Raw genomic sequence first — 21,875 nt, 5'->3', positions numbered from 1 at the left:
AGTCTACTGTGGATGCGTGACTCTTCCCGACGCCGTGCTCTGGGACATGGACGGAACTCTCGTCGACACCGAGCCGTTCTGGATCGCGAGCGAGCATGAACTGGCCGCCGCACATGACAAGCCGTGGACCGAGGAGGACAGCCTCGCCCTGGTGGGGAGCGGCCTGCTCGAGGCCGGCGCCTATATCCGGCGGCGCCTCGACTCCTCGATGACGGCGGCGCAGATCGTCGACTACATGATCGAGCGGGTCTCTCTCAAACTGCAGGGCGACCTGCCGTGGCGGCCCGGCGCACGCGAACTCGTCCACGCCTTCGCCGACGCGGGGGTCCCGCAGGCCCTGGTGACGATGTCTTATGCCTCGGTCGCCGCGCCCGTCGCGGACGCCCTGGACTTCGACGTGGTCGTGACGGGCGACGCGGTGGAGCATCCCAAGCCGCACCCGCAGCCCTACCTGGTGGCGGCTGAGAAGCTCGGCGTCGACCCGGCGCGATGCCTCGCCGTGGAGGACTCCAAGACCGGGGCGACCTCGGCGAACGCCGCCGGCTGCTGGGTCGTGGCGGTACCGCACGCCGTCAAGGTTCCGGAGGCGGCGCGGCGGACGATCCTTCGCACGCTGGAGGATCAGACGCCCTCGGGGCTCTGCGCGTTGACGTCGACGAGCTGAATCACGGGCAGCTCCGGCGGGGTCCCGCCGAACTCCGGGCAGAGCTTCTGGTGCGCGCAGAACCGGCACAGCGGACCCGGCTTGGCGACGAACTCGCGGCGCTCGGCGGCGCCGGCGATCGCCGCCCACAACGCCGCCAGGCGGCGTTCGGTGACCAGCAGGTCCTGCTCGGTCGGCGAGTACGACAACACCGACTGGTCGGCGAGGTAGTACAGCTGCAGCAGCGTCGGAATCACGCCGCGGGTGCGCCAGATGACGAGGGCGTAGAACTTGAGCTGGGCGAGGGCCTTGTCCTCGAACAACGGACCGGGCGCCTTGCCGGTCTTGTAGTCGACCACCCGGACGAGTCCCTCGGGGGACACGTCGATGCGATCGACGATGCCGGTGAGCGTCACTCCGGCGTCGTGGGCGAGTTCGAGACGTTCCTCGCGCGCCGCGGGCTCGAGGAACCGCGGGTCCTCGATCGCGAAGTACGAGCCGAGCAGATCGGTGGCCGAGGCGAGCCAACCGGCCTGCGCCGCGGCGTCCTCGCCGGACGCGAAGAGCTCGGCGAGACGGGGATCCTCCTCGCGGAGGGCGTCCCACTCGCTCGGCAGCAGCGAGGCCGCATGGTCGAGAGTGCGTTCGGCCGCCGGGGCGTCGAAGAGGCGCTCCAGGACGGCGTGCACGAGGGTTCCGCGGGCCGCCACCGGGTCCGGAGGTTCGGGAAGGCGATCGATCGTGCGGAAACGGTAGAGCAGGGGACAGGTGGTGAAGTCGCTCGCGCGGCTCGGCGAGAGCGAGCGCTTGAGCGTCACCGGCGTCTCGAGATCGACCTGCGTCATGACCTCCACCGTAGGCGTCGCCACCGACAATCCGGCGCAGGCACGGCGGGTAGGTTGGGTCCGTGAACGCGCGTCGACCTGCAGGCACCTGGCGTATCGGTCGCGTTGCGGGCGCCGAGCTGCTGATCCGTCCCTCGCTCCTGGCGATGGGGCTCGTCCTCGTGCTGGTCTTCGCACCGCAGTTCGACCGGCTCGGCGGCAACCCCTACGCCATCGCCGCGGTGTTCGTCGTCGCCCTGTACGCCTCGATCCTCGTGCACGAGGTCGCCCACGTCGTCGCAGCGCGTGCGTTCGGGATGCGCGTGCCCTCGGTGACGCTCCACCTCCTCGGTGGTGAGACCCACCTGGAAGGCGAGTCGCGCCGGCCCCTGCAGGAGTTCGTCATCGCCGTGGTCGGACCGCTCACGTCGCTCGGCATCGGGTTCGCCGCCTGGTGGACCGCTCTGCAGCTTCCGCCGGGCCTGACCTACGCCGTGTTGTGGTCGGTCGGCTTCATCAACGTGCTCGTGGCGGGCTTCAACATGCTCCCCGGCCTCCCGCTCGATGGCGGCCGCGTGTTCCGCGCGCTCATCTGGGGCCTCACCGGCAACGAGTCCACCGGCGTCATCGCCGCCGCGTGGCTGGGTCGGCTCGCGGCCGTGGCACTCGTCGTCTGGGCGATCGTCGCCGCCGACCTCGACCAGCCCGTCTCGCTGACCCGCTCGCTGCTCTTCGCCGTCGTCGCCCTCTTCCTCTGGCAGGGATCGAGTGCGGCTCTCGTCCACGGGCGGCGCCTGGCCCGCGTGGACCGGATCGTCGCGCGCGAACTCGTCGACCGCAGCGCGCCGCCGCCCCCGGACGCGCCGCAGCTGCCGGCGGAGCTGCGCGGGCGGCGCCTGCTGGTCGCGATGGTCGAGCACCCGGCCCACGTCTACGCGCTCGTCGAGCCGGACGGTACCGTCGTCGGTCGGCTCGACGCGTCCGCCGTCGACCGCGCCTATCGAGAGGAGAGCCGGTGAGTACGCCCCGTCGCAGTGGGCCGTTCGTCGAGGGTGACTGGGTGCGCCTGACCGATCCGAAGGGGCGGCGTCACAATATCGCGCTCGTCCCGGGCAAGGAGTTCTCGACCAAGAAGGGTCAGATCCGCCACGACGACATCATCGGCCATCCCGAGGGGATCGTCGTCGAGACGTCGCTCGGCCACCCCTACCAGGTCTTCCGTCCGCTGCTGTTCGAGTACGTCGTCTCGATGCCGAGGGGCGCGGCCATCATCTATCCCAAGGATGCGGCCCAGATCCTGGCGATGGCCGACATCTTCCCGGGGGCTCGCGTGGTCGAGGCCGGCGCCGGCTCCGGAAGCCTCACCACGTACCTGCTGCGGGCCGTCGGACCCGACGGCCACGTCGGTTCGTATGAGCTGCGTGAGGACTTCGCCGAGACCGCGCGGCGCAACGTCGAGCAGGTCATGGGTGAGGACCCGGCGGGGTGGACCCTCACCGTGGGCGACGTACGCGTCGCGATGACCGAGTCGGAGATCGACCGGCTCATCCTCGACATGGTCGACCCGTGGACGTGCGTTCCGCTGGCCGCCGAGCGGCTCGTCCCCGGGGGGATCGTGTGCGCGTACGTCGCCACGACGACGCAGCTGTCGCGCTTCGTCGAGACGCTGCGCGCGGACGGCGGCTTCACCGAACCGCACGCCTGGGAGACGCTCGTGCGGGACTGGCACCTGGAGGGGCTGGCAGTCCGGCCGGACCACAAGATGAACGGCCACACCGCCTTCCTCGTCACCGCCCGTCGCATGGCTCCCGGGCATCGTTCGCTCGGTAAGTCCCGGCGTCCCGCGCCCGGTGCCTACGGCCCCGATTACCTCGGTCCGCGTCCGATCGACCTCGACGACTGACGCGCGAGACCGCCCGCTGCACGAGACGGCAACACACTCGCAACGCCCATACGATCAGATGGCCTTCACATGAGGGCATCGGCGGGTAATGTCGTCGATATCGAGCAGGAGGTGGCTCATGAGCACCACAGGCGATCAGTTCAACCCCGGCCCGGCCGAGGAGCTGGCGTACTTGCGCGCGGAGGTGGAGCACCTGCGTCGCAGGCTCGCCATGACGGGCACCACCGATCCACGCGTGTCCGAGCTCGAGGCCAAACTCGCATCGACGACATCGCAGAACGAACGACTCACCGGCACCCTGCGGGAGGCGCGCGACCAGATCGTGTCGCTCAAGGAAGAGGTCGACCGGCTGGCGCAGCCGCCCACGGGCTTCGGCACGTTCCTGCAGCGCAACGCCGACGACACCGTCGACGTGTTCGCCGGCGGCCGCAAGCTGCGCGTCAACGTCAGCCCTGCGGTCGACAAGGACGCGCTGCGCCGCGGGCAGGAAGTCATCCTCAACGAGGCGATGAACGTCGTCGAGGCGCTCGACTTCGAATCCGTCGGCGAGGTCGTGATGCTCAAGGAGCTGCTCGCCGACGGCGAACGGGCCCTGGTGATCGGTAACGCCGACGAGGAGCGGATCGTACGACTCGCCGACAGCCTCGCGGCGCTGCGATTGCGTGCCGGGGACTCCCTGCTCGTCGACAGCCGCTCCAACTACGCCTTCGAGCGCATCCCCAAGAGCGAGGTCGAGGAACTCGTCCTCGAAGAGGTTCCCGACATCGACTACGACAGCATCGGCGGACTCGCGGGACAGATCGAGAACATCCGCGACGCGGTCGAGCTGCCCTATCTGCACCCCGACGTGTTCGTCGAACACGAACTCAAGCCGCCCAAAGGTGTGCTGCTGTACGGCCCGCCCGGCTGCGGCAAGACCATGATCGCGAAGGCGGTCGCGTCGAGCCTGGCCAAGAAGGTCTCGCAGAAGACCGGCGAGGAAGGCCGCTCGTACTTCCTCAACATCAAGGGTCCCGAGTTGCTCAACAAGTACGTCGGCGAGACCGAACGGCACATCCGGCTCGTGTTCCAGCGGGCGCGCGAGAAGGCGAGCGAGGGCACGCCGGTGATCGTCTTCTTCGACGAGATGGACTCCCTGTTCCGCACTCGTGGATCGGGGGTCTCGTCCGACGTCGAGAACACCATCGTCCCGCAGTTGCTGAGCGAGATCGACGGCGTCGAGGGCCTCGAGAACGTGCTGGTCATCGGTGCCTCGAACCGCGAGGACATGATCGACCCCGCGATCCTGCGGCCGGGTCGTCTCGACGTCAAGATCAAGATCGAGCGTCCCGACGCGGAGGCGGCGCGCGACATCTTCAGCAAGTACCTCACCGACCGCCTGCCGCTGCACGCCGACGACCTCGCCGAGTTCGGCGGCGACCGGCAGGCCTGCGTGCAGGCGATGATCCAGCGCACCGTCGAGCGGATGTACGCCGAGAGCGAGGACAACCAGTTCCTCGAGGTCACCTACGCGGGCGGCGACAAGGAGATCCTCTACTTCAAGGACTTCAACTCCGGCGCGATGATCCAGAACATCGTCGACCGCGCCAAGAAGATGGCGATCAAGGATCTGCTCGAGCACGGCCAGAAGGGGCTGCGCGTCCAGCACCTGCTCCAGGCGTGCGTCGACGAGTTCAAGGAGAACGAGGACCTTCCCAACACCACCAACCCCGACGACTGGGCGCGGATCTCGGGCAAGAAGGGCGAACGCATCGTGTTCATCCGCACGCTCGTGACCGGCAAGGGCGGCAACGAGCCCGGACGGTCGATCGACACCGTCGCGAACACGGGGCAGTACCTCTGACGCTCAAGGTGACGGTCGCCCGCTACGACGATCCCGACGTCGAGGCGATGACGGCCGAGGTGCAGGAGGAGTACCGGCGACGCTACGGGGGTTCCTCAGGGGACGCGTCGCCGATCGAGGCCGAGCAGTTCGTGGCGCCACGTGGGGTGTTCTTCGTGGCCTACGTCGATGATGTCGCGGCCGGCATGGGCGGGTGGCGCCGCGGTGGCCCGGCGGGGGACACCGACGGCGAGATCAAGCGCATGTACGTGCGCCCGCAGTTCCGCGGACGCGGCTATTCACGACGTCTGCTGTCCGAACTCGAGTCCAGCGCCCGGGAGGCGGGGTTGACCCGACTCGTGCTGGAGACCGGTCTCGAGCAACCCGAGGCGATCGCGCTGTATCGCTCGGCCGGGTACGACGACGTCGAACCGTTCGGCTACTACGCCGGATATCCCGACAGCCTCCACCTGGGCAAGACGTTGGCGGTGGCCGCGTCCGCGCCCGGCGCCTGACGACGCCGCCTCAGCGGGGCGCCATCCGACGCACGACCCGGTGCCGCAACGTCATCGGCGTCGGCGCGCCGACCGTGTCCGCGGCGCGCGCCCAATGGCCCACCAGTGCGGTGCACACCGACTCCCACGTCCGCCCCAGCACTGAGGCCCGGGCCTGGCGACCCATCGCCTGGCGTTTGGCGTCGTCCCCGACGAGGTCCGCGACGTAACCGCGCATCGCCGCGAGGTTGCCGGGCTCGTACAACCAACCGGTCCGGCTCGGATCGACGAGGTCGAGCGGACCGCCGGCTCCCGCGGCCACGACCGGCAGCCCGCTGGCCATGGCCTCCTGGATCACCTGGCAGAACGTGTCGTTCTCACCGGTGTGGACCGCCAGGTCGAGGCTCGCCACGACCCGCGCGAGTTCGTCGCCGTGCAGCATCCCCGTGAAGACCGCGTCGGGCAGAAGTCGTTCGAGCTGCGGTCGGTCGGGGCCGTCGCCGACGATGACGAGCCGTGTGCGGGGGAGGCGCTGGAGCGCGATGAGGTCGGACACGCGCTTCTCCGGTGCCAGCCGGCCGATGAAGCCGACGAGACGTTCGCTGTCGTCGCGGCGGACGCTCGCACGCCAGGCCTCGTCACGGTGGGCGGGGTCGAACCGGCGGACGTCGACCCCACGCCGCCACAGCACGAGGTTGTCCAGCCCGCGGTCGGCGAGCGCCCGGTAGGTGGCGTGCGACGGTACGAGGTTGAGCGCGGCCCTGCTGTGGATGTCGTCCACGCGGCGCCACAGGGCCCGTTCGGCCAGGGGGATGCCGTAGCGGCGCGCGAAGCCCGGCATGTCGGTCTGGTAGACCGCGACGGTCGGGAGCCCGAGGAAGTGGGCGGCGAGCGTGGCGCGCCAGCCGAGGACGAACGGCGAGGCGAGGTGGACCACGTCGGGCGCGAAGTCGCGCAGCAGTCGCTCGACGGGGCCGATCGGGCCGCTGGCGACGCGCACGTCCGGGTACCCCGGCAGGGGCAGCGAGGCGACCGTGCGCACAGGCACGCCGCTCACACGATCGGGGACGCCGGCAGGGTCCTCCGGCGCGATGACGACGGCCTCGATCCCACGCGCACGGACGGTGTCCAGGATGCGCGAGACCGTGTGCACGACGCCGTTGGTCTGAGGCAGGAACGATTCGGCGACGATCGCGACCTTCATGGCTTCAGGCTCTGCGCGCCAGGTGTTCGGGCGGCGAACACGACACGACGGGCCCGTGAATCCTGCACCGCGCGCGTAGGCTGACGATGTGACAGTCCGACGCATCCAGGGCAGCGAGGTCGAGTACGGCATCGCCGTGCAGGGCCAGCCCCAGGCCAACCCCATGGTCGCCGCGACGCACGTGGTCAACGCCTACGCCGCCGCCCACGGGCTGACCCGCCGTGCCCAGTGGGATTACGAGGAGGAGAACCCGCTTCGCGACGCGCGCGGTTTCGACCTCAGCCGCGAGGCCGCCGATCCGTCACAGCTCACGGACGAGGACCTCGGTCTCGCGAACATCATCTTGACCAACGGCGCCCGTCTCTACGTCGATCACGCTCATCCGGAGTACTCGGGTCCGGAGGTCACCACGCCACTCGACGTGGTGCGCTGGGAGAAGGCGGGCGAGGCGGTCATGCGCCGGGGCGCAGAGCTCGCCGGACAGATTCCGGGCGTCGGCCCGATCGTGCTGTACAAGAACAACGTCGACAACAAGGGCGCCTCGTATGGTGCGCACGAGAACTACCTCATGCGCCGCGACGTGCCCTTTGTGCAGATCGTCCGCCACCTCACACCGTTCTTCGTCTCCCGTCAGGTGATGTGCGGCGCCGGACGCGTCGGCCAGGAGCAGGACGGCAGCGTTCACGCCTTCCAGCTCAGCCAGCGCGCCGACTACTTCGAGGTCGAGGTCGGCCTCGAGACCACGCTCAAGCGGCCCATCATCAACACCCGCGACGAGCCGCACGCGGATCCGAAGAAGTACCGCCGGCTCCACGTCATCATCGGCGACGCGAATCTGGCCGACGTCGCGCTCTACCTCAAGCACGGCACCACATCGGTCGTGCTGGCGATGATCGAGGACGGCTTCCTCAACGAGGAGGAGGTCGAGCTCGCCGATCCGGTGCGGGCGCTGCAGACGATTTCGCACGATCCGACGCTGCGCGTGGCCGTGGAGCGTGCGGACGGCCGCACGATCACCGGGCTCGAACTGCAGTGGCACTACTTCGAGAAGGCGCGGACCTACCTGGACAAGCTCGGCGACGCCGACCCCGTCGCCGAGCAGACCTCCGCGTTGATGGACCGGTGGGAGAGTGTCCTGACCCGGCTCGAACGCGATCCGATGGAATGTGTGCGCGAACTCGACTGGGTCGCCAAGCTCTCCTTGCTGGAGCGGTATCGCGAACGTGACGGGCTGGACTGGGACGACGCGAAACTGCATCTGGTCGACCTGCAGTATCACGACGTGCGCACCGGCAAGGGGCTGTTCCACCGCCTCGACCAGGCGGGTCGTATCGAGCGGCTGGTGACCGACGCCGAGGTGCTTGATGCGGTCAGCGAGCCGCCGCGCGACACGCGCGCCTACTTCCGCGGGAAGTGCCTCGAGCAGTACGCCTCGCAGATCGCCGCGGCCTCGTGGGACTCGGTGATCTTCGACCTGCCGGGGTACGACTCCTTGCAACGGGTGCCGACGATGGAACCGCTGCGCGGCACCGCCGAACACGTCGAGGAGCTGTTCGCGAGGAGCGGCACCGCGACCGAGCTGTTCGCTGCCATCACGGGACGTTGAGATTGGACTAGGGTGACGACATGGCCGAGCATCAGCAGAAGAACCCTCGCAAGAGCAGCGAGGACACCGAAGAGGTCGAGACGCCGACGGTCGATGCCGAGCGCAAGGAGAAGCTCGACGACGACGTCGATTCGATTCTCGACGAGATCGACGACGTCCTGGAGGAGAACGCCGAGGAGTTCGTGCGCAGCTTCGTCCAGAAGGGCGGCGAATGAGCCACGCCAGCGGACGCCTCGATGACACTTTCCGCGCGGTCGGCAGCTCGTCCTTCGCCGAGTTCCTGAGCGCCCATGCGCCCGAGATGCTGCCCAACGCCGGTGGAGCGAACGTGAGCCAGCTCGACATCACCCACGGCACCACGATCGTGGCCGCCACGTTCGAGGGCGGTGTCGTCATGGGCGGTGACCGTCGCGCCACGATGGGCAACGTCATCGCGCAACGCGACATCCAGAAGGTCTTCCCGACCGACGAGTTCTCCTGCGTCGGCATCGCCGGTACCGCAGGAATCGCGGTGGAGATGACCCGCTTGTTCCAGGTGGAGCTCGAGCACTACGAGAAGATCGAGGGCACCACGCTCTCGACGGACGGCAAGGCCAATCGGCTCGCCGCGCTGATCCGCGGCAACCTCGGGATGGCCATGCAGGGGCTCGCCGTGGTGCCCCTGTTCGCCGCTTACGACGTCGACTTGGAGATCGGCCGGATCTTCGCCTTCGACGTCACCGGCAACAAGAACGAGGAGCGCACCTTCCACTCCGTGGGCTCAGGCTCGACGTTCGCCCGCGGTTCGCTCAAGAAGCTCTACCGTCCGGGCATGTCCGAGTCCGAGGCCGTCACGGCCGTCATCCAGGCGCTGTACGACGCCGCCGACGACGACACCGCGACGGGCGGGCCCGATCTGACCCGCCGCATCTTCCCGTTGATCTCGGTCATCACCGCCGACGGCTACCGGGCGTGGGACGAGAGCAAGACCGCCGCGATCGCCGACGAAGTCATCGGCGGGCGCATGCAGCGGCCCGACGGCCCGGTCGCGTCGCTCACCGAAGGAGGTGACCTCTCGTGAGTGCACCGTTCTACGTCTCGCCCGAACAGCTGATGAAGGACCGGGCGGATTTCGCTCGTAAGGGCATCGCCCGTGGTCGCTCCGTCATCGTCATCCGGTACGCGGACGGCATCCTGTTCGTCGCGGAGAACCCCTCGCGCGCGCTGCACAAGATCAGCGAGATCTACGACCGTATCGGCTTCGCCGCGGTCGGCCGCTACAACGAGTTCGAGAACCTGCGCATCGCCGGTGTCCGGCTTGCGGACCTTCGGGGCTACTCCTACGACCGGCGCGATGTCACCGGGCGCGGGCTCGCCAATGCCTACGCGCAGACGCTCGGCACGATCTTCTCCTCCGGCGGAGAGAAGCCCTATGAGGTGGAGATCTTCGTCGCCGAGGTCGGTGACACCGCGGCGGATGATCAGATCTACCGCCTGACCTACGACGGCTCGGTCGCCGACGTCCAGGGCCACGGCGTCATGGGCGGGCAGAGCGAGAACATCGAGGCCTACCTCACGGAGCACTACACCGCGGATGCCGACCTCGTGACGGCGCTGCGCCTTGCGGCGACGGCGCTCGGACAGGACGTCACACCCGCGCGGACGATCGACGCAGCCGATCTCGAGGTGGCCGTCCTGGACCGCACGCGCAGCCAACCGCGAAAGTTCAAGCGACTCGCCGACCCCGTGGTGGCCGACGCTCTCTCCTGATCGCACTACGATCGCCGCATGGTGCGGCGGGCGGTCGCGTGGATCCTCATGTCCGCGCTGGTGGGCTGGCTCGTCGCGCACTCGGTCACGCAGTTGCTCGACCTGCGGGTGGGCGACAAACCGATACCCGCTGAGCCGCGTGCGGCCGCAGAGGTGGTCGCTGCGCAGGAAGCTCCTGTCATCGGAGCAGTCGCGTTGGTCGACGACCCGCAGGTCGTGGAGGCTGCGCGGGTGCTCGGTGATGCGATGCGCGATCGCAACCGGCCCGACCCCCGGTGGGTGTCGGTCGCCGATGAGCCGACCCTCACCGTCCGCGTCGACGACGACGGCCCCGAAGGCGCCGAGGCGTCGCAGCTCGTCGCGGTCGAAGACGAACGCTGGGTGTTGCACGCCCGGACGCCCGAGGGGGCCGCACACGGGCTCGTCGCGCTCGCCGACCGTATCCGCAGCGGGCGGGAGCCGTGGGTCACCGATCCGATCGTGCCCGAGCTCGGACTGCGCATGGTCGATTTCGGGGCGGTCGGTGTGCGAGCGGCCGAGTCGCAGTGGCGCGGCGGAGACGATTACTCCCATGCGAGCCGCGCCTTCGAGGACGTCGTGCTGCCGGAGGCTCCGTATGTCGACCAGGAGGCCCTGGACCGCCATCGCGCCGGCTTCGAGGAGTTCGTGCGGCACTCGCTCGCGAACGGCTACAACGCCATGGCCGTGCCAGGATTCCTCGAGTATGTGCGCTTCGACGAGCTACCGGAAGCCGCTGACGACGGCCTGCGTGCGCGGGCGACGGCGATGCGCGACGCGTTCGGGCCGTGGTGGCAGTACGCGAGCGACCGCGGGCTCGACGTCTATCTGCGCACCGACATGCTCGCACTCACCGACCCGCTGGAGCAGTTCCTCACCGACCGCTTCGGCAGCCTCGACACCGCGACGACCGCGTTCTGGGACGTCTACGGGGCGGCGTTCGAGGAGCTCTACGCCGCGATGCCGCAGATCGCCGGCACGATCGTGCGGATCGGCGAGGCCGGTGCGATCTACGACGGTGCCGGGGCGGTGCGGTCCGAACTCGCCGTCACGTCGGTGGCCGATGTACGGGCGATGCTGACCGGACTGCTCGAGGCGCACGAGCGCGCCGAACGCGATCTGGTCTTCCGCACCTGGAGTGTCGGCGTGGGCGACGCGGGCGACCTGCACACGGACCCGGACACGTACCGCGAGGTGTTCGACGGCATCGACAGCGAGCGGTTGGTCGTGTCGACCAAGTACGTCGCCGGGGACTTCTACAGTTTTCTGCCGGTCAATCCGACCCTCGAGATCCCCGGCGCGCGGCGCATCGTGGAGTTCCAGAGCCGCCGCGAGTACGAGGGGATGGGGGTGTTGCCGAACGACCTCACGGCCGTGCACGCCGAGGCACTGCGGGACGTGGTGGCGGCGAACCCGGACGTGACCGGCGTCTGGACCTGGACCCAAGACGGCGGCCCATGGCGCGCAGGACCGATGGCCCTCTACCTCGTGCGCGGCTGGTGGCCGTTGTACGACCTCAATACCTACGGCATCGGCCGGCTCGCGGTCGATCCGTCCACCCCGGCCGAGGACATCACCGGTGACTGGATCCGCAGTACCGTCGCGATGGACCACCTGACGCAACAGCGCGTCGCCGACGCGATGACTCAGTCGCGCACGGCCATCACGAAGGGCCTCTACATCGGCCCATACGCCACACACGAGGTGCGAACGCTCGGCTTGGAACCGCCGCCCATGATGTGGATCTTCGAGTGGGACGTCCCCGCCGGAGACACCGCGACCTGGTCGGTGCTCCATGCGGTGATCGGCGACGAGGTCGACGAGGCCGTCTTCGAGGGACGCGAGGCCGTCGCGACGGCCCGGTCGATGTTGTCGTCGGTGCGTTCGACCGTGCCGGGCGCGTGGCACGTCGCGCAGGCCCACGAGCAGGCTGTCGCGGCCCTCGAGTACCAGCTCAACCTCTTCGAACTCCTCGAGGCGTACCGCACCGCCCAGCTCAGGCATCTGGAGTGGGTCTCGACGGGCGACGAGGCGGCGTCCGACGTTGCCGCACGGGCCCGTGACCGTTACCGCGCCGCTCGCGACGAGCACCTCGAGCGCTACGGCGAGGATGTGGATCTCCCGGCGTACAACACGGTCGCGGCGGACGCCAGCATCGAGCGCGAGTCGCGCGATGGGCTCATCGCGACGGCGGCTTCGGTGCTGCTCGGACTCGTCGTCGGGTGGTTGCTGCTCGGCGCCGCCGCGTCACTGACCCGCTGGCGCACCGGGCTCCTCGGCCTCGCCCGGCATCACTGGATCGGCGTGACGCGGCCCTGGGCCGTGCGACCCGACCGCTCTCCCGCAGCCCTCGCAGTGGTTCCTGCGCTCGTCGTCGTGGCGACCCAGGTGCTGTGGACCTGGGGCATGGCACCCGTGCACTGGGCGCTCGCCGCAACGGCGTGGCTGTCCTTCCTTCTCGTGCTCGCGCTGCTGACCGATCGGCGCTCGCGGCGCCGGTGGTCGGCGGCCGTCGGCGGCGCGGCGCTGGTCCGCAGTGCGGTGTGCCTCTTCGCCCTGCGCGAGCACGGTCCGACCGGGTACTGGTACGCCTTCTGGACCGATACGTCGAGCCGAACGATCTACATCGTCCTCGCCGTGATCGCCGGTGGCTGGGTCGTGGCGGCCGCGGGTTTCGCCGCCCGCCGGGCCGGCGCGGTGCTGCTCGCTGTCGGCGTGGCGCTCCTGATCCTCGCCGGAGCCGTGGCAGCACTCGGATTGGAGGAGTTCCTGACGCTCTGGAACGACCAGATGGGGCTGCTCCCGTGGACGCTGTCGCGGACGCTCGGACTCACCACGCACCTGGGGATCCCGCCCGAGTTGCCGCTGTACGTTCTCGCCCTGGGCGGCGTCCTCGCGCTGGCCGGAATCGTTCGCACTCGCATGTCGGCCCCACCGCACTAGGCTGACGTCATGGACCGCCGAATCTTCGGGATCGAGAACGAGTACGGGGTCACCTGCTCGTTCCGGGGTCAGCGCCGCCTCTCGCCGGACGAGGTCGCGCGCTATCTGTTCCGCCGCGTCGTGTCGTGGGGGCGCAGCAGCAACGTGTTCTTGCGCAACGGCGCGCGGCTGTACCTGGACGTGGGTTCCCACCCGGAGTACGCCACGCCCGAGTGCGACTCGGTCACCGAGCTCGTCACCCACGACCGGGCGGGGGAGCGGATTCTCGAAGGGCTCATGCTCGACGCCCAGGAACGGTTGCGCGAGGACGGGGTCGAGGGCGACATCTACCTGTTCAAGAACAACACGGACTCGGCGGGCAACTCCTACGGCTGCCACGAGAACTACCTGGTGAGCCGCGGGGGCGAGTTCGCCCGCATCGCCGACGTGCTCATCCCGTTCCTGGTGTCCCGCCAGATCATCGTCGGCGCGGGCAAGGTGCAGCAGACCCCACGAGGGACGGTCTTCTCGGTCAGCCAGCGCGCAGAACACATCTGGGAGGGCGTCTCGAGCGCCACCACCAGGTCGCGCCCCATCATCAACACCCGCGACGAACCGCACGCCGACGCCGAGCGGTTCCGCCGTCTGCACGTCATCGTCGGCGACTCGAACATGAGCGAGACCACGACGATGCTCAAGGTCGGCACCACCGATCTCGTGCTGCGTATGATCGAGGCCGGCGTGGTCATGCGCGACCTCACGCTGGAGAACCCGATCCGGGCGATCCGCGAGATCTCGCATGACATGACGGGCCGACGCAAGGTGCTGCTCGCCAACGGCCGTGAGCTCTCGGCGTTGGAGATCCAGGCGGAGTACTTCGGCAAAGCCGCCGACTTCGTCGACCGCCACGGTCTGCGGACGCCGGTCATCGACGCCGTCATGGACCTGTGGGAGCGCACTCTCAAGGCGGTGGAGTCCGGCGACCTGTCGCTCGTGGAACGCGAGATCGACTGGGTCATCAAGTACCGGCTGCTCGAGCGCTATCGCGAGCGCCGCGACCTGGCGTGGAGCGATCCGCGGATCACGCAGCTCGACCTGGCCTACCACGACATCCGGCGGGACCGCGGCTTGTTCTCGCTGCTCGAACGACAGGGCGCCGTCGCGCGGATCACGACCGACCTCGAGGTTTTCCGGGCCAAGAGCATCCCACCGCAGACCACGCGCGCCAAGCTGCGCGGCGAGTTCATCGCCCGAGCTCAGGAGCGCCGGCGCGACTTCACGGTGGACTGGGTGCACCTCAAACTCAACGACCAGGCGCAGCGCACGGTGCTCTGCAAGGACCCGTTCCGGTCCACCGATGATCGCGTCCAGCGGTTGATCGACAGCATGTGACGGGGTGTTTGTCACGGTGGCTAGGGTGGTCCTCGGCCACCGGCCGTGACAACCCCCGATCCGAAGGAACCACTGTGCGACGCACCCTAGTTGCCCTCACCACTGCCGCGCTTCTGATGACCGTGTCGGCGTGCGGTGGCGGCGGTTCGTCCTCCTTGGACGGCGTGGAGGTGACCGGTGACGGCACGCCGAAGGTGGACGTCGGCACCGACTTCGCGGTCGACGAGACCGAGTCGGAGGTTCTCAAGGAGGGCAGCGGCGACGAGATCGCCGAGGGCGACACCGTCAAGGTCAACTACATCGCCGTCAACGGCCGCACGGGCAAGGAGTTCGACAACTCCTACGCCAACGACCGCCCCATGGTGCTGACCCTCAACGAGACGGCACTCCCAGGCTTCAGCAAGGGTCTCACCGACAAGAAGGTCGGGTCGCGCGTGCTGATCGCCGTCACCGGCGAGGACGGCGCGTCGCTCCTGCAGGGGCCCTCGGACCTCGGTCTCGAGGAGACCGACACGATGGTGTTCCTCTTCGACATCGTGTCGAAGATCCCGCAGAAGGCGTCGGGCGCGGAGCAGGAACCCGCCGCCGACAGCCCCGAGGTGACCTACGACGAGGACGGTAACCCGACCGGGGTCAGCAAGACCGACGCGTCGCCGGCTGCGCTCGAGGGCGCCGCCGCGGCACAGGTGCTCATCAAGGGTGAGGGCGAGAAGGTCGAGTCCGGCCAGACCCTCGTCACGCAGTACGTCGGCAGCAAGTACCCCAGCGGCGAGGTCTTCGACAGCTCGTGGGAACGTAAGGCGCCCGCGACCTTCGCCATCGGCCAGGGCCAGGTCATCCCGTGTTGGGACGAGACGCTGGTCGGTCAGACGATCGGCAGCCGTGTCCTGCTCACCTGCCCGGTCGACACCGCGTACGGCGAGAACGCCGCAGATCAGGGCCGCCCCGAGGGCGACCTGACCTTCGTCGTCGACGTGCTCGACGCCTTCTGACATCCTCAAGGCATGGCGCAGCGTAAGACCGAGAGGTTGATGAACCTCTTCTTCCTACTGCTCGCGGCCAACCAGTACCTCACCAAGGAGCAGATCCGGGAGTCCATCGCCGACTACCGCGACTCCACGCCGGGCGCCTTCGAGCGGAAGTTCGAGCGCGACAAGGACGAACTGCGCGAGCTCGGCATCGCCATCGAGACCGGTAGCCGCGACCCTTACTTCGACGACGAGGTGGGTTACCGGATCCGTCGCGACGAGGCCGAACTGCCCGATCTGTCGTTCACCCGCGAGGAAGCGGCGGTGATCGGCCTGGCGGCGCAGGTGTGGGACTCGGCGAGCCTTGCGGGGGAGTCGGCCACAGCCGTGGTCAAGCTCAAGTCGATCGGTGTGGATATCGACACCGACGCGATGCGGATGGTCGAACCGCGGCTCTCTGCGCACGAACCGTCCTTCGACGCGGTATTGACCGCCGCCACCCGGCGTGTGCCGATCGCGTTCTCGTACCGCAAGGCCGACGGCACGGAGAGCCGTCGCGAGGTCGAACCCTGGGGACTCATCTCCGTCCGCGACCGGTGGTACCTGGGCGGCTACGACCGCGAGCGCCGGGCGCCGCGGCTGTTCCGGCTCTCGCGCGTCACGAGCGACGTGACGCACGTGGGAGAAGCCGGCAGCTACGTCGTGCCCGAGGGCGTGAACCTCCGTGATCTCGCCGATGCGCTCTTCCCCGCGCCGCCTACCGAGGCCGCGATGCTGCGGGTCCGCGCCGGGCGCGCGCAGAGTCTGCGGCGCATCGCCGAACACGTGGAATCGATCGACGAGGTGACCGACCGGGTGTCGGTACGGTACGCCTCGACGCGTGTCCTCGCGGGGGAGATCGCGTCCTTCGGACCCGACGTCGTGGTGGAGAGCCCGGAGTCGCTGCGCGCCGCCGTCATCGCCCGGCTGCGCGCCGCCGTGAAGGAGGAGGCATGACCACGACCTCCAGCCAGCGGCTCATCCGCATGCTCGCGATGGTGCCGTACCTGCAGAGCAACGCCGGCGTGCCGGTCTCCGAGCTCGCTGCCACCTTCGGTGTCTCCGAGGCCCAGATCACCAAGGACCTGTCCGTCCTCATGATGACCGGGGTGGGGGAGTACCACGGCGAACTCATCGACGTGGATCTCGGCGCGCTCGAACGCGACGGCGTCGTGTACCTCCGCGATGCCGACTTCATGCCGCGTCCCCTCACCCTCACCACTCGCGAGGCGTCGTCGCTCATCGTCGCGTTGCGGACGCTGCGGCAGGCCGCGACCGGCGATCAGCGCAAGGCGATCGACGGTGCGCTGGCGAAGCTCGAGGGTGCGGTCGGTGCGAGCGCTCCGGTCGACGTGCATCTGCCGAACGTGGACGCCGGAATCAAGGACACGATCCTGTCGGCGCTCAGTCGCGGTCACCAGCTCGACCTGGAGTACGTCACCGCCGCCCGTGACGAGCGCACACGGCGTCGCGTCGACCCCTGGCGGGTGTTCACCGAGCAGGGCCAGTTGTACCTCAGCGCCTGGTGCCACCGCGCCGTGGATGTCCGCACCTTCCGCCTCGACCGCATCGTCGCTGCCGAGGAGACCGACCTTCCGGTCGAGCGATCGCGCGAGTCTGCCGAGGGCGAGAGCGACATCCCGGCGGCTCTCTTCACGCCCGGTCCCGATACGCCGTTCGCGGTGCTCGACCTCGAGCCAGAAGCACTGTGGTTGATCGACGAGTATCAGGCCGAGGTCGTCGAGGGATCCGGCGATACCGAGCGCACGCGTGTACGCCTGTACGGCTCGGATCTGGGCTGGTTGCGCCGTCTCGTGCTGCGCAACGCCGGGCTGGTTCACGTGGTCGAACCGCGCGAGCTGGCCGACGAGGTGGTCGCGCAAGCTCGCGCTGCGCTCGCCGCGTACGATGAATAGGTACCCGATCGAGGAGCGACATGTTCAGAGGAATTGGCGCCACCGAGATCCTCATCATCCTGGGGATCGTGATTCTGCTGTTCGGTGGTCGTAAGCTGCCCGAGCTGGCGCGAGGGTCGGGTCGGGCGCTGCGGATCTTCAAGTCCGAGGTCAAGGCGAGCCAGGACGAGGACGCCAGGTCGATCGAATCGACGACCCCGCCGACCGATGAGGCCCCGCCTCGCACCGTCGACGCGTCCGAGGTCACGACGGAGACGCCGACGCCCAACGAGCGTCCCGGCGAACACCGCTAGCCGTGCCCCTGCGCCGCGGCCGCCCGTCCAAGCCGCGACCGGCCCCGGGCGGCCACATGCCGCTCATGGAGCACCTACGTGAGCTGCGCTCGCGTCTGGTCCGCGGGCTGCTGGCGATCCTCGCCGGCGTCGTCGTGGCGTGGATCGCCTATCCGTGGATTCTCGACTGGCTTACCGAACCGTTCAATCGCGTCGCTCCCGAGCTCGAGGCTCAGGGCATCGATGCGCGGCTCATCATGTCGGGCATCGGTGGAGCCTTCCAGTTCCAGCTCAAGACATCGCTCATCGTGGGCCTGGTCATCTCCAGTCCGGGATGGATGTGGCAGATCTGGGCGTTCGTCCTGCCCGCCCTGCACCGCAACGAGAAGCGCTGGGCGGCCCTGCTGACCGCACTGGGCGCACCGCTGTTCATCGGCGGAGCGGCCGCCGGCTACTACATCCTGCCGACCGCCGTCGAACTGCTCATCGGCTTCGTACCCGAGGGCTGGGAGAACCTCACCTCGGGTTCGGACTACCTCAGCTTCATCCTGCGGATCATGCTCGTCTTCGGCGTCGCCGCGCAGATTCCGCTCGTCGTGGTGCTGCTCAACCGGATCGGGGTCGTGTCGGCGCGCCAACTCGCCCGCGCCCGTCCGTGGACGATCGTCGGTATCTTCATCTTCTCGGCTGTCGCCACCCCGACGGTCGACCCGTTGACGATGCTCTTCCTCGCCATCCCGATGACCGGGCTGTACCTCGTCTCCGAGCTCGTCGCACGGCTGACCGACCGTCGGCGCGCTCGCGCCGACGACACCATCGAGGACACCGAGGCCTCGTCGATCGAGGACCCGTCGCCGCTTGACCCGTAGGCTGGGAGCATGTCGTCCTCTCCGGCCGAGCGCTACGCCCAGGTGAGGGCGAACCGCCGTCACCCGCATCTCGCGCAGTTCCGCGACCTCTATGACTTCGCGCTCGACGACTTCCAGGTCACCGCCTGCCAGGCGGTCGAGGAGGGGCACGGCGTGCTCGTCGCGGCGCCGACCGGTTCCGGGAAGACGCTCGTCGGCGAGTTCGCCGTCCACGTCGCTCTGGCGAGCGGCCGCAAGTGCTTCTACACGACGCCGATCAAGGCGCTGTCCAATCAGAAGTTCCACGATCTGCAGGAGTGCTACGGCGCCGACCGGGTCGGCCTGCTGACCGGCGACAACAGCATCAATGGCGACGCTCCCATCGTCATCATGACCACCGAGGTCCTGCGCAACATGATCTACGCGGGCTCCAGCACCCTCGACGGACTGGGGTACGTCGTCATGGACGAGGTCCACTACCTGGCGGACCGTTTCCGTGGCGCGGTCTGGGAAGAGGTCATCATCGGCCTCGCCGAGTCGGTGTCGGTGATCTCGCTGTCGGCGACCGTCTCCAACGCAGAGGAGTTCGGCGCGTGGCTGACCGAGGTGCGCGGTAACACGGTCACCATCGTGGAGGAGCGGCGTCCCGTGCCGCTCTACCAGCACGTCATGGTGGGCCGGCGGCTGTATCCGCTGTTCGAGGACGATGGGCAGCGGGTCAACCACAGCCTCGAGCGGATGGCGCGCGAGGACTGGCAGCTGTCGCGCGCTCGCAAGGGCCGGCCCGGGAAGGGTCAGCGCCGCCCGCGCAGCCGCTATCAGACGCCCGACCGCGTGGACGTCGTCACGAAGCTCGACGCCGAGGGTCTGCTGCCGGCGATCGTCTTCATCTTCAGTCGTGCCGGATGTGCGGCCGCCGTGGAGCAGTGTCTCAACGCGCGGCTCACGCTGACCACCGAGGAGGAGCAGCAGGAGATCCTCGCGACCGTGGACGCGGCGACGACGCACCTGCCCGAGGACGATCTGTACGTCTTGGGCTTCCACGAGTTCCGCGAGGGGATCGCGCGCGGTGTCGCCGCGCACCATGCCGGCATGCTGCCGACGTTCAAGGAGATCGTCGAGGATCTGTTCAGCCGCGGGCTCGTCAAGGTCGTCTTCGCGACCGAGACGCTCGCGTTGGGCATCAACATGCCGGCGCGCTCGGTCGTCATCGAGCGGCTGAGCAAGTGGAACGGTGAGACCCACGTCGACATCACACCGGGGGAGTACACCCAGTTGACGGGGCGCGCGGGCCGGCGCGGCATCGACATCGAGGGCCACGGCGTCGTGCTGTGGCAGCCGGGGTTCGATGCGCGTCACGTCGCTGGTCTCGCCTCGACGCGTACGTATCCGCTGACGTCATCGTTCCACCCGTCGTACAACATGGCCGTCAACCTCGTCCGGCAGGTGGGCCGAGTCCGTGCACGGGAGCTGCTCGAGCAGTCGTTCGCCCAGTTCCAGGCCGACCGGGCCGTGGTGGGCCTGGCTCGCCAGGTGCACAAGGCGGACGAAGCGCTCGCCGGCTATCGCGACGCTGCGCAGTGCGACAAGGGCGACTTCATGGAGTACATGCGTCTGCGTCGCGAACTCAAGGAGCTGGAGAACGCCGGATCGAAGGCACGCCGTGCGGCAAGGCGCGAGGAAGTCCTCGCCTCGCTGCGCGAGCTTCGGACGGGCGACATCATCGACGTCCCCGCAGGCCGGTGGGCGGGGGTCGCCGTCGTACTCGAACCCGGCACCGACGCGGATCGTGAAGGTCCGCGACCACTCGTCCTGACGGCGAACCGACACGCGCGCCGCCTCGCGTTGGTCGACTTCCCGACGCCGGTCTCCGCGCGCGATCGCATGCGGATTCCCAAGAGTTTCAACGCCCGCAATCCCCAGTCGCGCCGCGATCTCGCGTCAGCCCTGCGGGAGCGGGCGGAGTCGTCCGAGCACCGCCGGCAACAGCATCATCGCGGTCAGCCGACGGCCGAGGATCCGCGCATCGGCGAGTTGCGTCGTGACCTGCGCGAGCACCCGTGTCACTCGTGTCCTGATCGCGAATCCCACGCCCGGTGGGCCGAGCGATACCAGAAGCTCGAGAGGAAGACTGCGCAGCAGCGCCGGCGGGTGGAACAGCGCACGAACTCCGTCGCTCGGCAGTTCGACCGCGTGTGTGAGGTCCTGGTCGAGCTCGGCTATCTGCGTGGTGACGAGGTCACCGATGAGGGCCGCCGGCTCCAGCGGATCTACAGCGACGTCGATCTCGTGGTCGCGGAGTGCCTCCGTCAGCACGTCTTCGAGGATCTCGACACCGCGGAACTGGCGGCCGTCGTCAGCGGCCTGACCTACGAGTCGCGGTCCGAGGACGGCCCGCCCTCCGCACTCCCGGGTCCCAAGGCGTTGTCCGCAGCCGATGCCATGCACCGCATCGCCGACGAGCTGATGCTCCTGGAGCGCTCGCATCACGTGGGCTTCCTACGACCGCCGGACTTCGGTTTCGCGCAGGCCGTGTGGCAGTGGTGCCGTGGTGCCTCGCTGGACATCGTCCTGCGCGAGTCCGAAATGGCCGCGGGCGACTTCGTCCGCGCCATGAAGCAACTCCTGGACCTCATGGCTCAGGTGGCTGATGCGGCAGGGCCCGGCGCGGTCCGCGACACCGCACGTTCCGCGCTCGACGAACTTCGGCATGGGGTCGTGGCCTACAGCAGTCTCAACGCCTGACCTCTCACTCGGTGAGTATCGTTCCGCCGACGTCCCACGCCCACTGCCCGTCGTGCTCGACGGGGACGGCGTGGTCGAAGGTTTTGAGTTTGTGGTGGTGCCTGCAGAGTGCCCAGAGGTTTCGGGCGGTGGTGTGTCCGTTGGGCCAGGGTTCTCTGTGGTCGAGGTCGCAGTTGGTGGCTTTGGTGGTGCATCCGGGGTATTTGCAGGTGCCGTCGCGGTAGCGGATGGCGTTTTTCAGGTGGTCCGGTGGTGAGTATCCGCGGTAATTGACGGCGAGGATGTTGTCGTTGTCGTCGACGAGCAAGCGGTACCAGAACGGGTTGCCGCTCGTGGCGAGTGTGCGGAGGATGTTCGCGGGGATGACCCAGTCGCGGTCGGCGCTGATCGCGGGCTGGTCGTCGATTCCGGCGAGGGTGGAGGCGGGGACCATGACGCCGATCGCGAGGTTCGGGGTGCGGGCGGGTTCGTTGTCGGGGTCGATGTGGTCGAGCGCGTCGACGAGCAGGT

At 68.7% G+C, this 21,875-nt stretch carries 20 protein-coding genes; 17 read left to right on the top strand and 3 right to left on the bottom strand.

Annotation, left to right across the window (positions count from 1 at the left end):
- Positions 1 to 16 precede the first annotated feature (16 nt).
- Positions 17 to 664 (top strand): HAD family hydrolase, encoded by a 648-nt coding sequence (locus EHW97_RS09115; RefSeq protein ID WP_124236861.1) that lies wholly within the window; start codon positions 17 to 19, stop codon positions 662 to 664.
- Here the strand turns inward: EHW97_RS09115 and EHW97_RS09110 are convergent.
- On the bottom strand, positions 622 to 1,488 hold the full coding sequence (locus tag EHW97_RS09110) for a RecB family exonuclease (RefSeq protein WP_124236860.1): 867 nt from the start codon (positions 1,486 to 1,488) through the stop codon (positions 622 to 624). The genes EHW97_RS09115 and EHW97_RS09110 overlap by 43 nt on opposite strands.
- Positions 1,489 to 1,550: 62 nt before the next feature.
- Here EHW97_RS09110 and EHW97_RS09105 point away from each other — a divergent pair, with 62 nt between their 5' ends.
- The 4 genes from EHW97_RS09105 (at position 1,551) to EHW97_RS09090 (ending at position 5,707) form a co-directional block, all read left to right on the top strand.
- Positions 1,551 to 2,486 carry a site-2 protease family protein gene (locus EHW97_RS09105; RefSeq protein ID WP_124236859.1) on the top strand — a complete coding sequence of 312 codons (936 nt, stop codon included), beginning with the start codon at positions 1,551 to 1,553 and terminating at the stop codon, positions 2,484 to 2,486.
- A complete protein-coding gene (locus EHW97_RS09100; RefSeq protein WP_124236858.1) occupies positions 2,483 to 3,370 on the top strand; it encodes a tRNA (adenine-N1)-methyltransferase in 888 nt (295 codons plus the stop codon). Before EHW97_RS09105 ends, EHW97_RS09100 begins: the two co-directional genes overlap by 4 nt.
- Before the next feature lie 118 nt (positions 3,371 to 3,488).
- Positions 3,489 to 5,213, top strand: coding sequence for a proteasome ATPase (arc, locus tag EHW97_RS09095; RefSeq protein ID WP_124236857.1), 1,725 nt, complete (start codon positions 3,489 to 3,491; stop codon positions 5,211 to 5,213).
- Positions 5,214 to 5,221: 8 nt separating this feature from the next.
- The gene (locus EHW97_RS09090; RefSeq protein WP_243696368.1) at positions 5,222 to 5,707 is read left to right on the top strand and encodes a GNAT family N-acetyltransferase; all 486 of its coding nucleotides are present in this window, start codon (positions 5,222 to 5,224) and stop codon (positions 5,705 to 5,707) included.
- A 10-nt stretch (positions 5,708 to 5,717) separates the two neighbouring features.
- Here the strand turns inward: EHW97_RS09090 and EHW97_RS09085 are convergent, their stop codons facing one another.
- Positions 5,718 to 6,890: a glycosyltransferase family 4 protein gene (locus EHW97_RS09085; RefSeq protein WP_124236856.1), complete on the bottom strand. Its 1,173-nt coding sequence runs from the start codon at positions 6,888 to 6,890 to the stop codon at positions 5,718 to 5,720.
- A gap of 88 nt (positions 6,891 to 6,978) precedes the next feature.
- On the opposite strand from EHW97_RS09085, the gene dop reads away from it, so the two are divergent.
- The 12 genes from dop to EHW97_RS09020 all read left to right on the top strand — a co-directional run bounded on the left by dop (position 6,979) and on the right by EHW97_RS09020 (position 21,365).
- The gene (dop, locus tag EHW97_RS09080) at positions 6,979 to 8,496 is read left to right on the top strand and encodes a depupylase/deamidase Dop (RefSeq protein ID WP_124236855.1); all 1,518 of its coding nucleotides are present in this window, start codon (positions 6,979 to 6,981) and stop codon (positions 8,494 to 8,496) included.
- A 20-nt stretch (positions 8,497 to 8,516) separates the two neighbouring features.
- Entirely contained in the window at positions 8,517 to 8,711 is a 195-nt protein-coding gene (locus EHW97_RS09075) for a ubiquitin-like protein Pup (RefSeq protein WP_124236854.1), read from the top strand.
- The gene (gene prcB / locus EHW97_RS09070; protein ID WP_124236853.1) at positions 8,708 to 9,556 is read left to right on the top strand and encodes a proteasome subunit beta; all 849 of its coding nucleotides are present in this window, start codon (positions 8,708 to 8,710) and stop codon (positions 9,554 to 9,556) included. The genes EHW97_RS09075 and prcB overlap by 4 nt, the downstream gene beginning before the upstream one ends.
- Positions 9,553 to 10,245, top strand: a complete 693-nt coding sequence (gene prcA, locus EHW97_RS09065; protein WP_124236852.1) for a proteasome subunit alpha — start codon at positions 9,553 to 9,555, stop codon at positions 10,243 to 10,245. Before prcB ends, prcA begins: the two co-directional genes overlap by 4 nt.
- 18 nt (positions 10,246 to 10,263) lie before the next feature.
- Positions 10,264 to 13,206 (top strand): hypothetical protein, encoded by a 2,943-nt coding sequence (locus tag EHW97_RS15320; protein WP_166367460.1) that lies wholly within the window; start codon positions 10,264 to 10,266, stop codon positions 13,204 to 13,206.
- A 9-nt stretch (positions 13,207 to 13,215) separates the two neighbouring features.
- Positions 13,216 to 14,577: a Pup--protein ligase gene (gene pafA / locus EHW97_RS09050; protein ID WP_124236851.1), complete on the top strand. Its 1,362-nt coding sequence runs from the start codon at positions 13,216 to 13,218 to the stop codon at positions 14,575 to 14,577.
- A gap of 74 nt (positions 14,578 to 14,651) precedes the next feature.
- Positions 14,652 to 15,569: an FKBP-type peptidyl-prolyl cis-trans isomerase gene (locus tag EHW97_RS09045; protein WP_124236850.1), complete on the top strand. Its 918-nt coding sequence runs from the start codon at positions 14,652 to 14,654 to the stop codon at positions 15,567 to 15,569.
- 12 nt (positions 15,570 to 15,581) lie between these two features.
- On the top strand, positions 15,582 to 16,541 hold the full coding sequence (locus EHW97_RS09040; RefSeq protein WP_124236849.1) for a helix-turn-helix transcriptional regulator: 960 nt from the start codon (positions 15,582 to 15,584) through the stop codon (positions 16,539 to 16,541).
- On the top strand, positions 16,538 to 17,500 hold the full coding sequence (locus EHW97_RS09035) for a helix-turn-helix transcriptional regulator (RefSeq protein ID WP_124236848.1): 963 nt from the start codon (positions 16,538 to 16,540) through the stop codon (positions 17,498 to 17,500). The genes EHW97_RS09040 and EHW97_RS09035 overlap by 4 nt, the downstream gene beginning before the upstream one ends.
- A gap of 20 nt (positions 17,501 to 17,520) precedes the next feature.
- Positions 17,521 to 17,793 carry a twin-arginine translocase TatA/TatE family subunit gene (gene tatA / locus EHW97_RS09030; RefSeq protein WP_124236847.1) on the top strand — a complete coding sequence of 91 codons (273 nt, stop codon included), beginning with the start codon at positions 17,521 to 17,523 and terminating at the stop codon, positions 17,791 to 17,793.
- 2 nt (positions 17,794 to 17,795) lie between these two features.
- Positions 17,796 to 18,641, top strand: coding sequence for a twin-arginine translocase subunit TatC (tatC, locus tag EHW97_RS09025; RefSeq protein WP_243696367.1), 846 nt, complete (start codon positions 17,796 to 17,798; stop codon positions 18,639 to 18,641).
- A 9-nt stretch (positions 18,642 to 18,650) separates the two neighbouring features.
- Positions 18,651 to 21,365: a DEAD/DEAH box helicase gene (locus EHW97_RS09020; RefSeq protein ID WP_124236846.1), complete on the top strand. Its 2,715-nt coding sequence runs from the start codon at positions 18,651 to 18,653 to the stop codon at positions 21,363 to 21,365.
- Between the two features lie 4 nt (positions 21,366 to 21,369).
- Here the strand turns inward: EHW97_RS09020 and EHW97_RS15315 are convergent.
- Positions 21,370 to 21,875: HNH endonuclease signature motif containing protein (locus EHW97_RS15315; RefSeq protein WP_166367459.1), on the bottom strand; the 506-nt coding region annotated here is incomplete at its 5' end.

The sequence above is a fragment of the Aeromicrobium camelliae genome, from assembly GCF_003850045.1.
GTDB classification, from domain to species: domain Bacteria; phylum Actinomycetota; class Actinomycetes; order Propionibacteriales; family Nocardioidaceae; genus Aeromicrobium; species Aeromicrobium camelliae.
The sequence above is the reverse complement of the archived record's forward strand: the minus strand, read 5'-3'. Positions and strand labels throughout refer to the sequence as shown.

Bases quoted from the DNA above. Each gene is read 5' to 3' on its own strand.
- EHW97_RS09110 (WP_124236860.1), bottom strand. From the start codon at position 1,488: ATGACGCAGGTCGATCTCGAGACGCCGGTGACGCTCAAGCGCTCGCTC.
- arc (WP_124236857.1), top strand. From the start codon at position 3,489: ATGAGCACCACAGGCGATCAGTTCAACCCCGGCCCGGCCGAGGAGCTG.
- EHW97_RS09085 (WP_124236856.1), bottom strand. From the start codon at position 6,890: ATGAAGGTCGCGATCGTCGCCGAATCGTTCCTGCCTCAGACCAACGGC.
- EHW97_RS09075 (WP_124236854.1), top strand. From the start codon at position 8,517: ATGGCCGAGCATCAGCAGAAGAACCCTCGCAAGAGCAGCGAGGACACC.
- prcB (WP_124236853.1), top strand. From the start codon at position 8,708: ATGAGCCACGCCAGCGGACGCCTCGATGACACTTTCCGCGCGGTCGGC.
- EHW97_RS15320 (WP_166367460.1), top strand. From the start codon at position 10,264: ATGGTGCGGCGGGCGGTCGCGTGGATCCTCATGTCCGCGCTGGTGGGC.
- pafA (WP_124236851.1), top strand. From the start codon at position 13,216: ATGGACCGCCGAATCTTCGGGATCGAGAACGAGTACGGGGTCACCTGC.
- EHW97_RS09040 (WP_124236849.1), top strand. From the start codon at position 15,582: ATGGCGCAGCGTAAGACCGAGAGGTTGATGAACCTCTTCTTCCTACTG.
- EHW97_RS09035 (WP_124236848.1), top strand. From the start codon at position 16,538: ATGACCACGACCTCCAGCCAGCGGCTCATCCGCATGCTCGCGATGGTG.
- tatA (WP_124236847.1), top strand. From the start codon at position 17,521: ATGTTCAGAGGAATTGGCGCCACCGAGATCCTCATCATCCTGGGGATC.
- EHW97_RS09020 (WP_124236846.1), top strand. From the start codon at position 18,651: ATGTCGTCCTCTCCGGCCGAGCGCTACGCCCAGGTGAGGGCGAACCGC.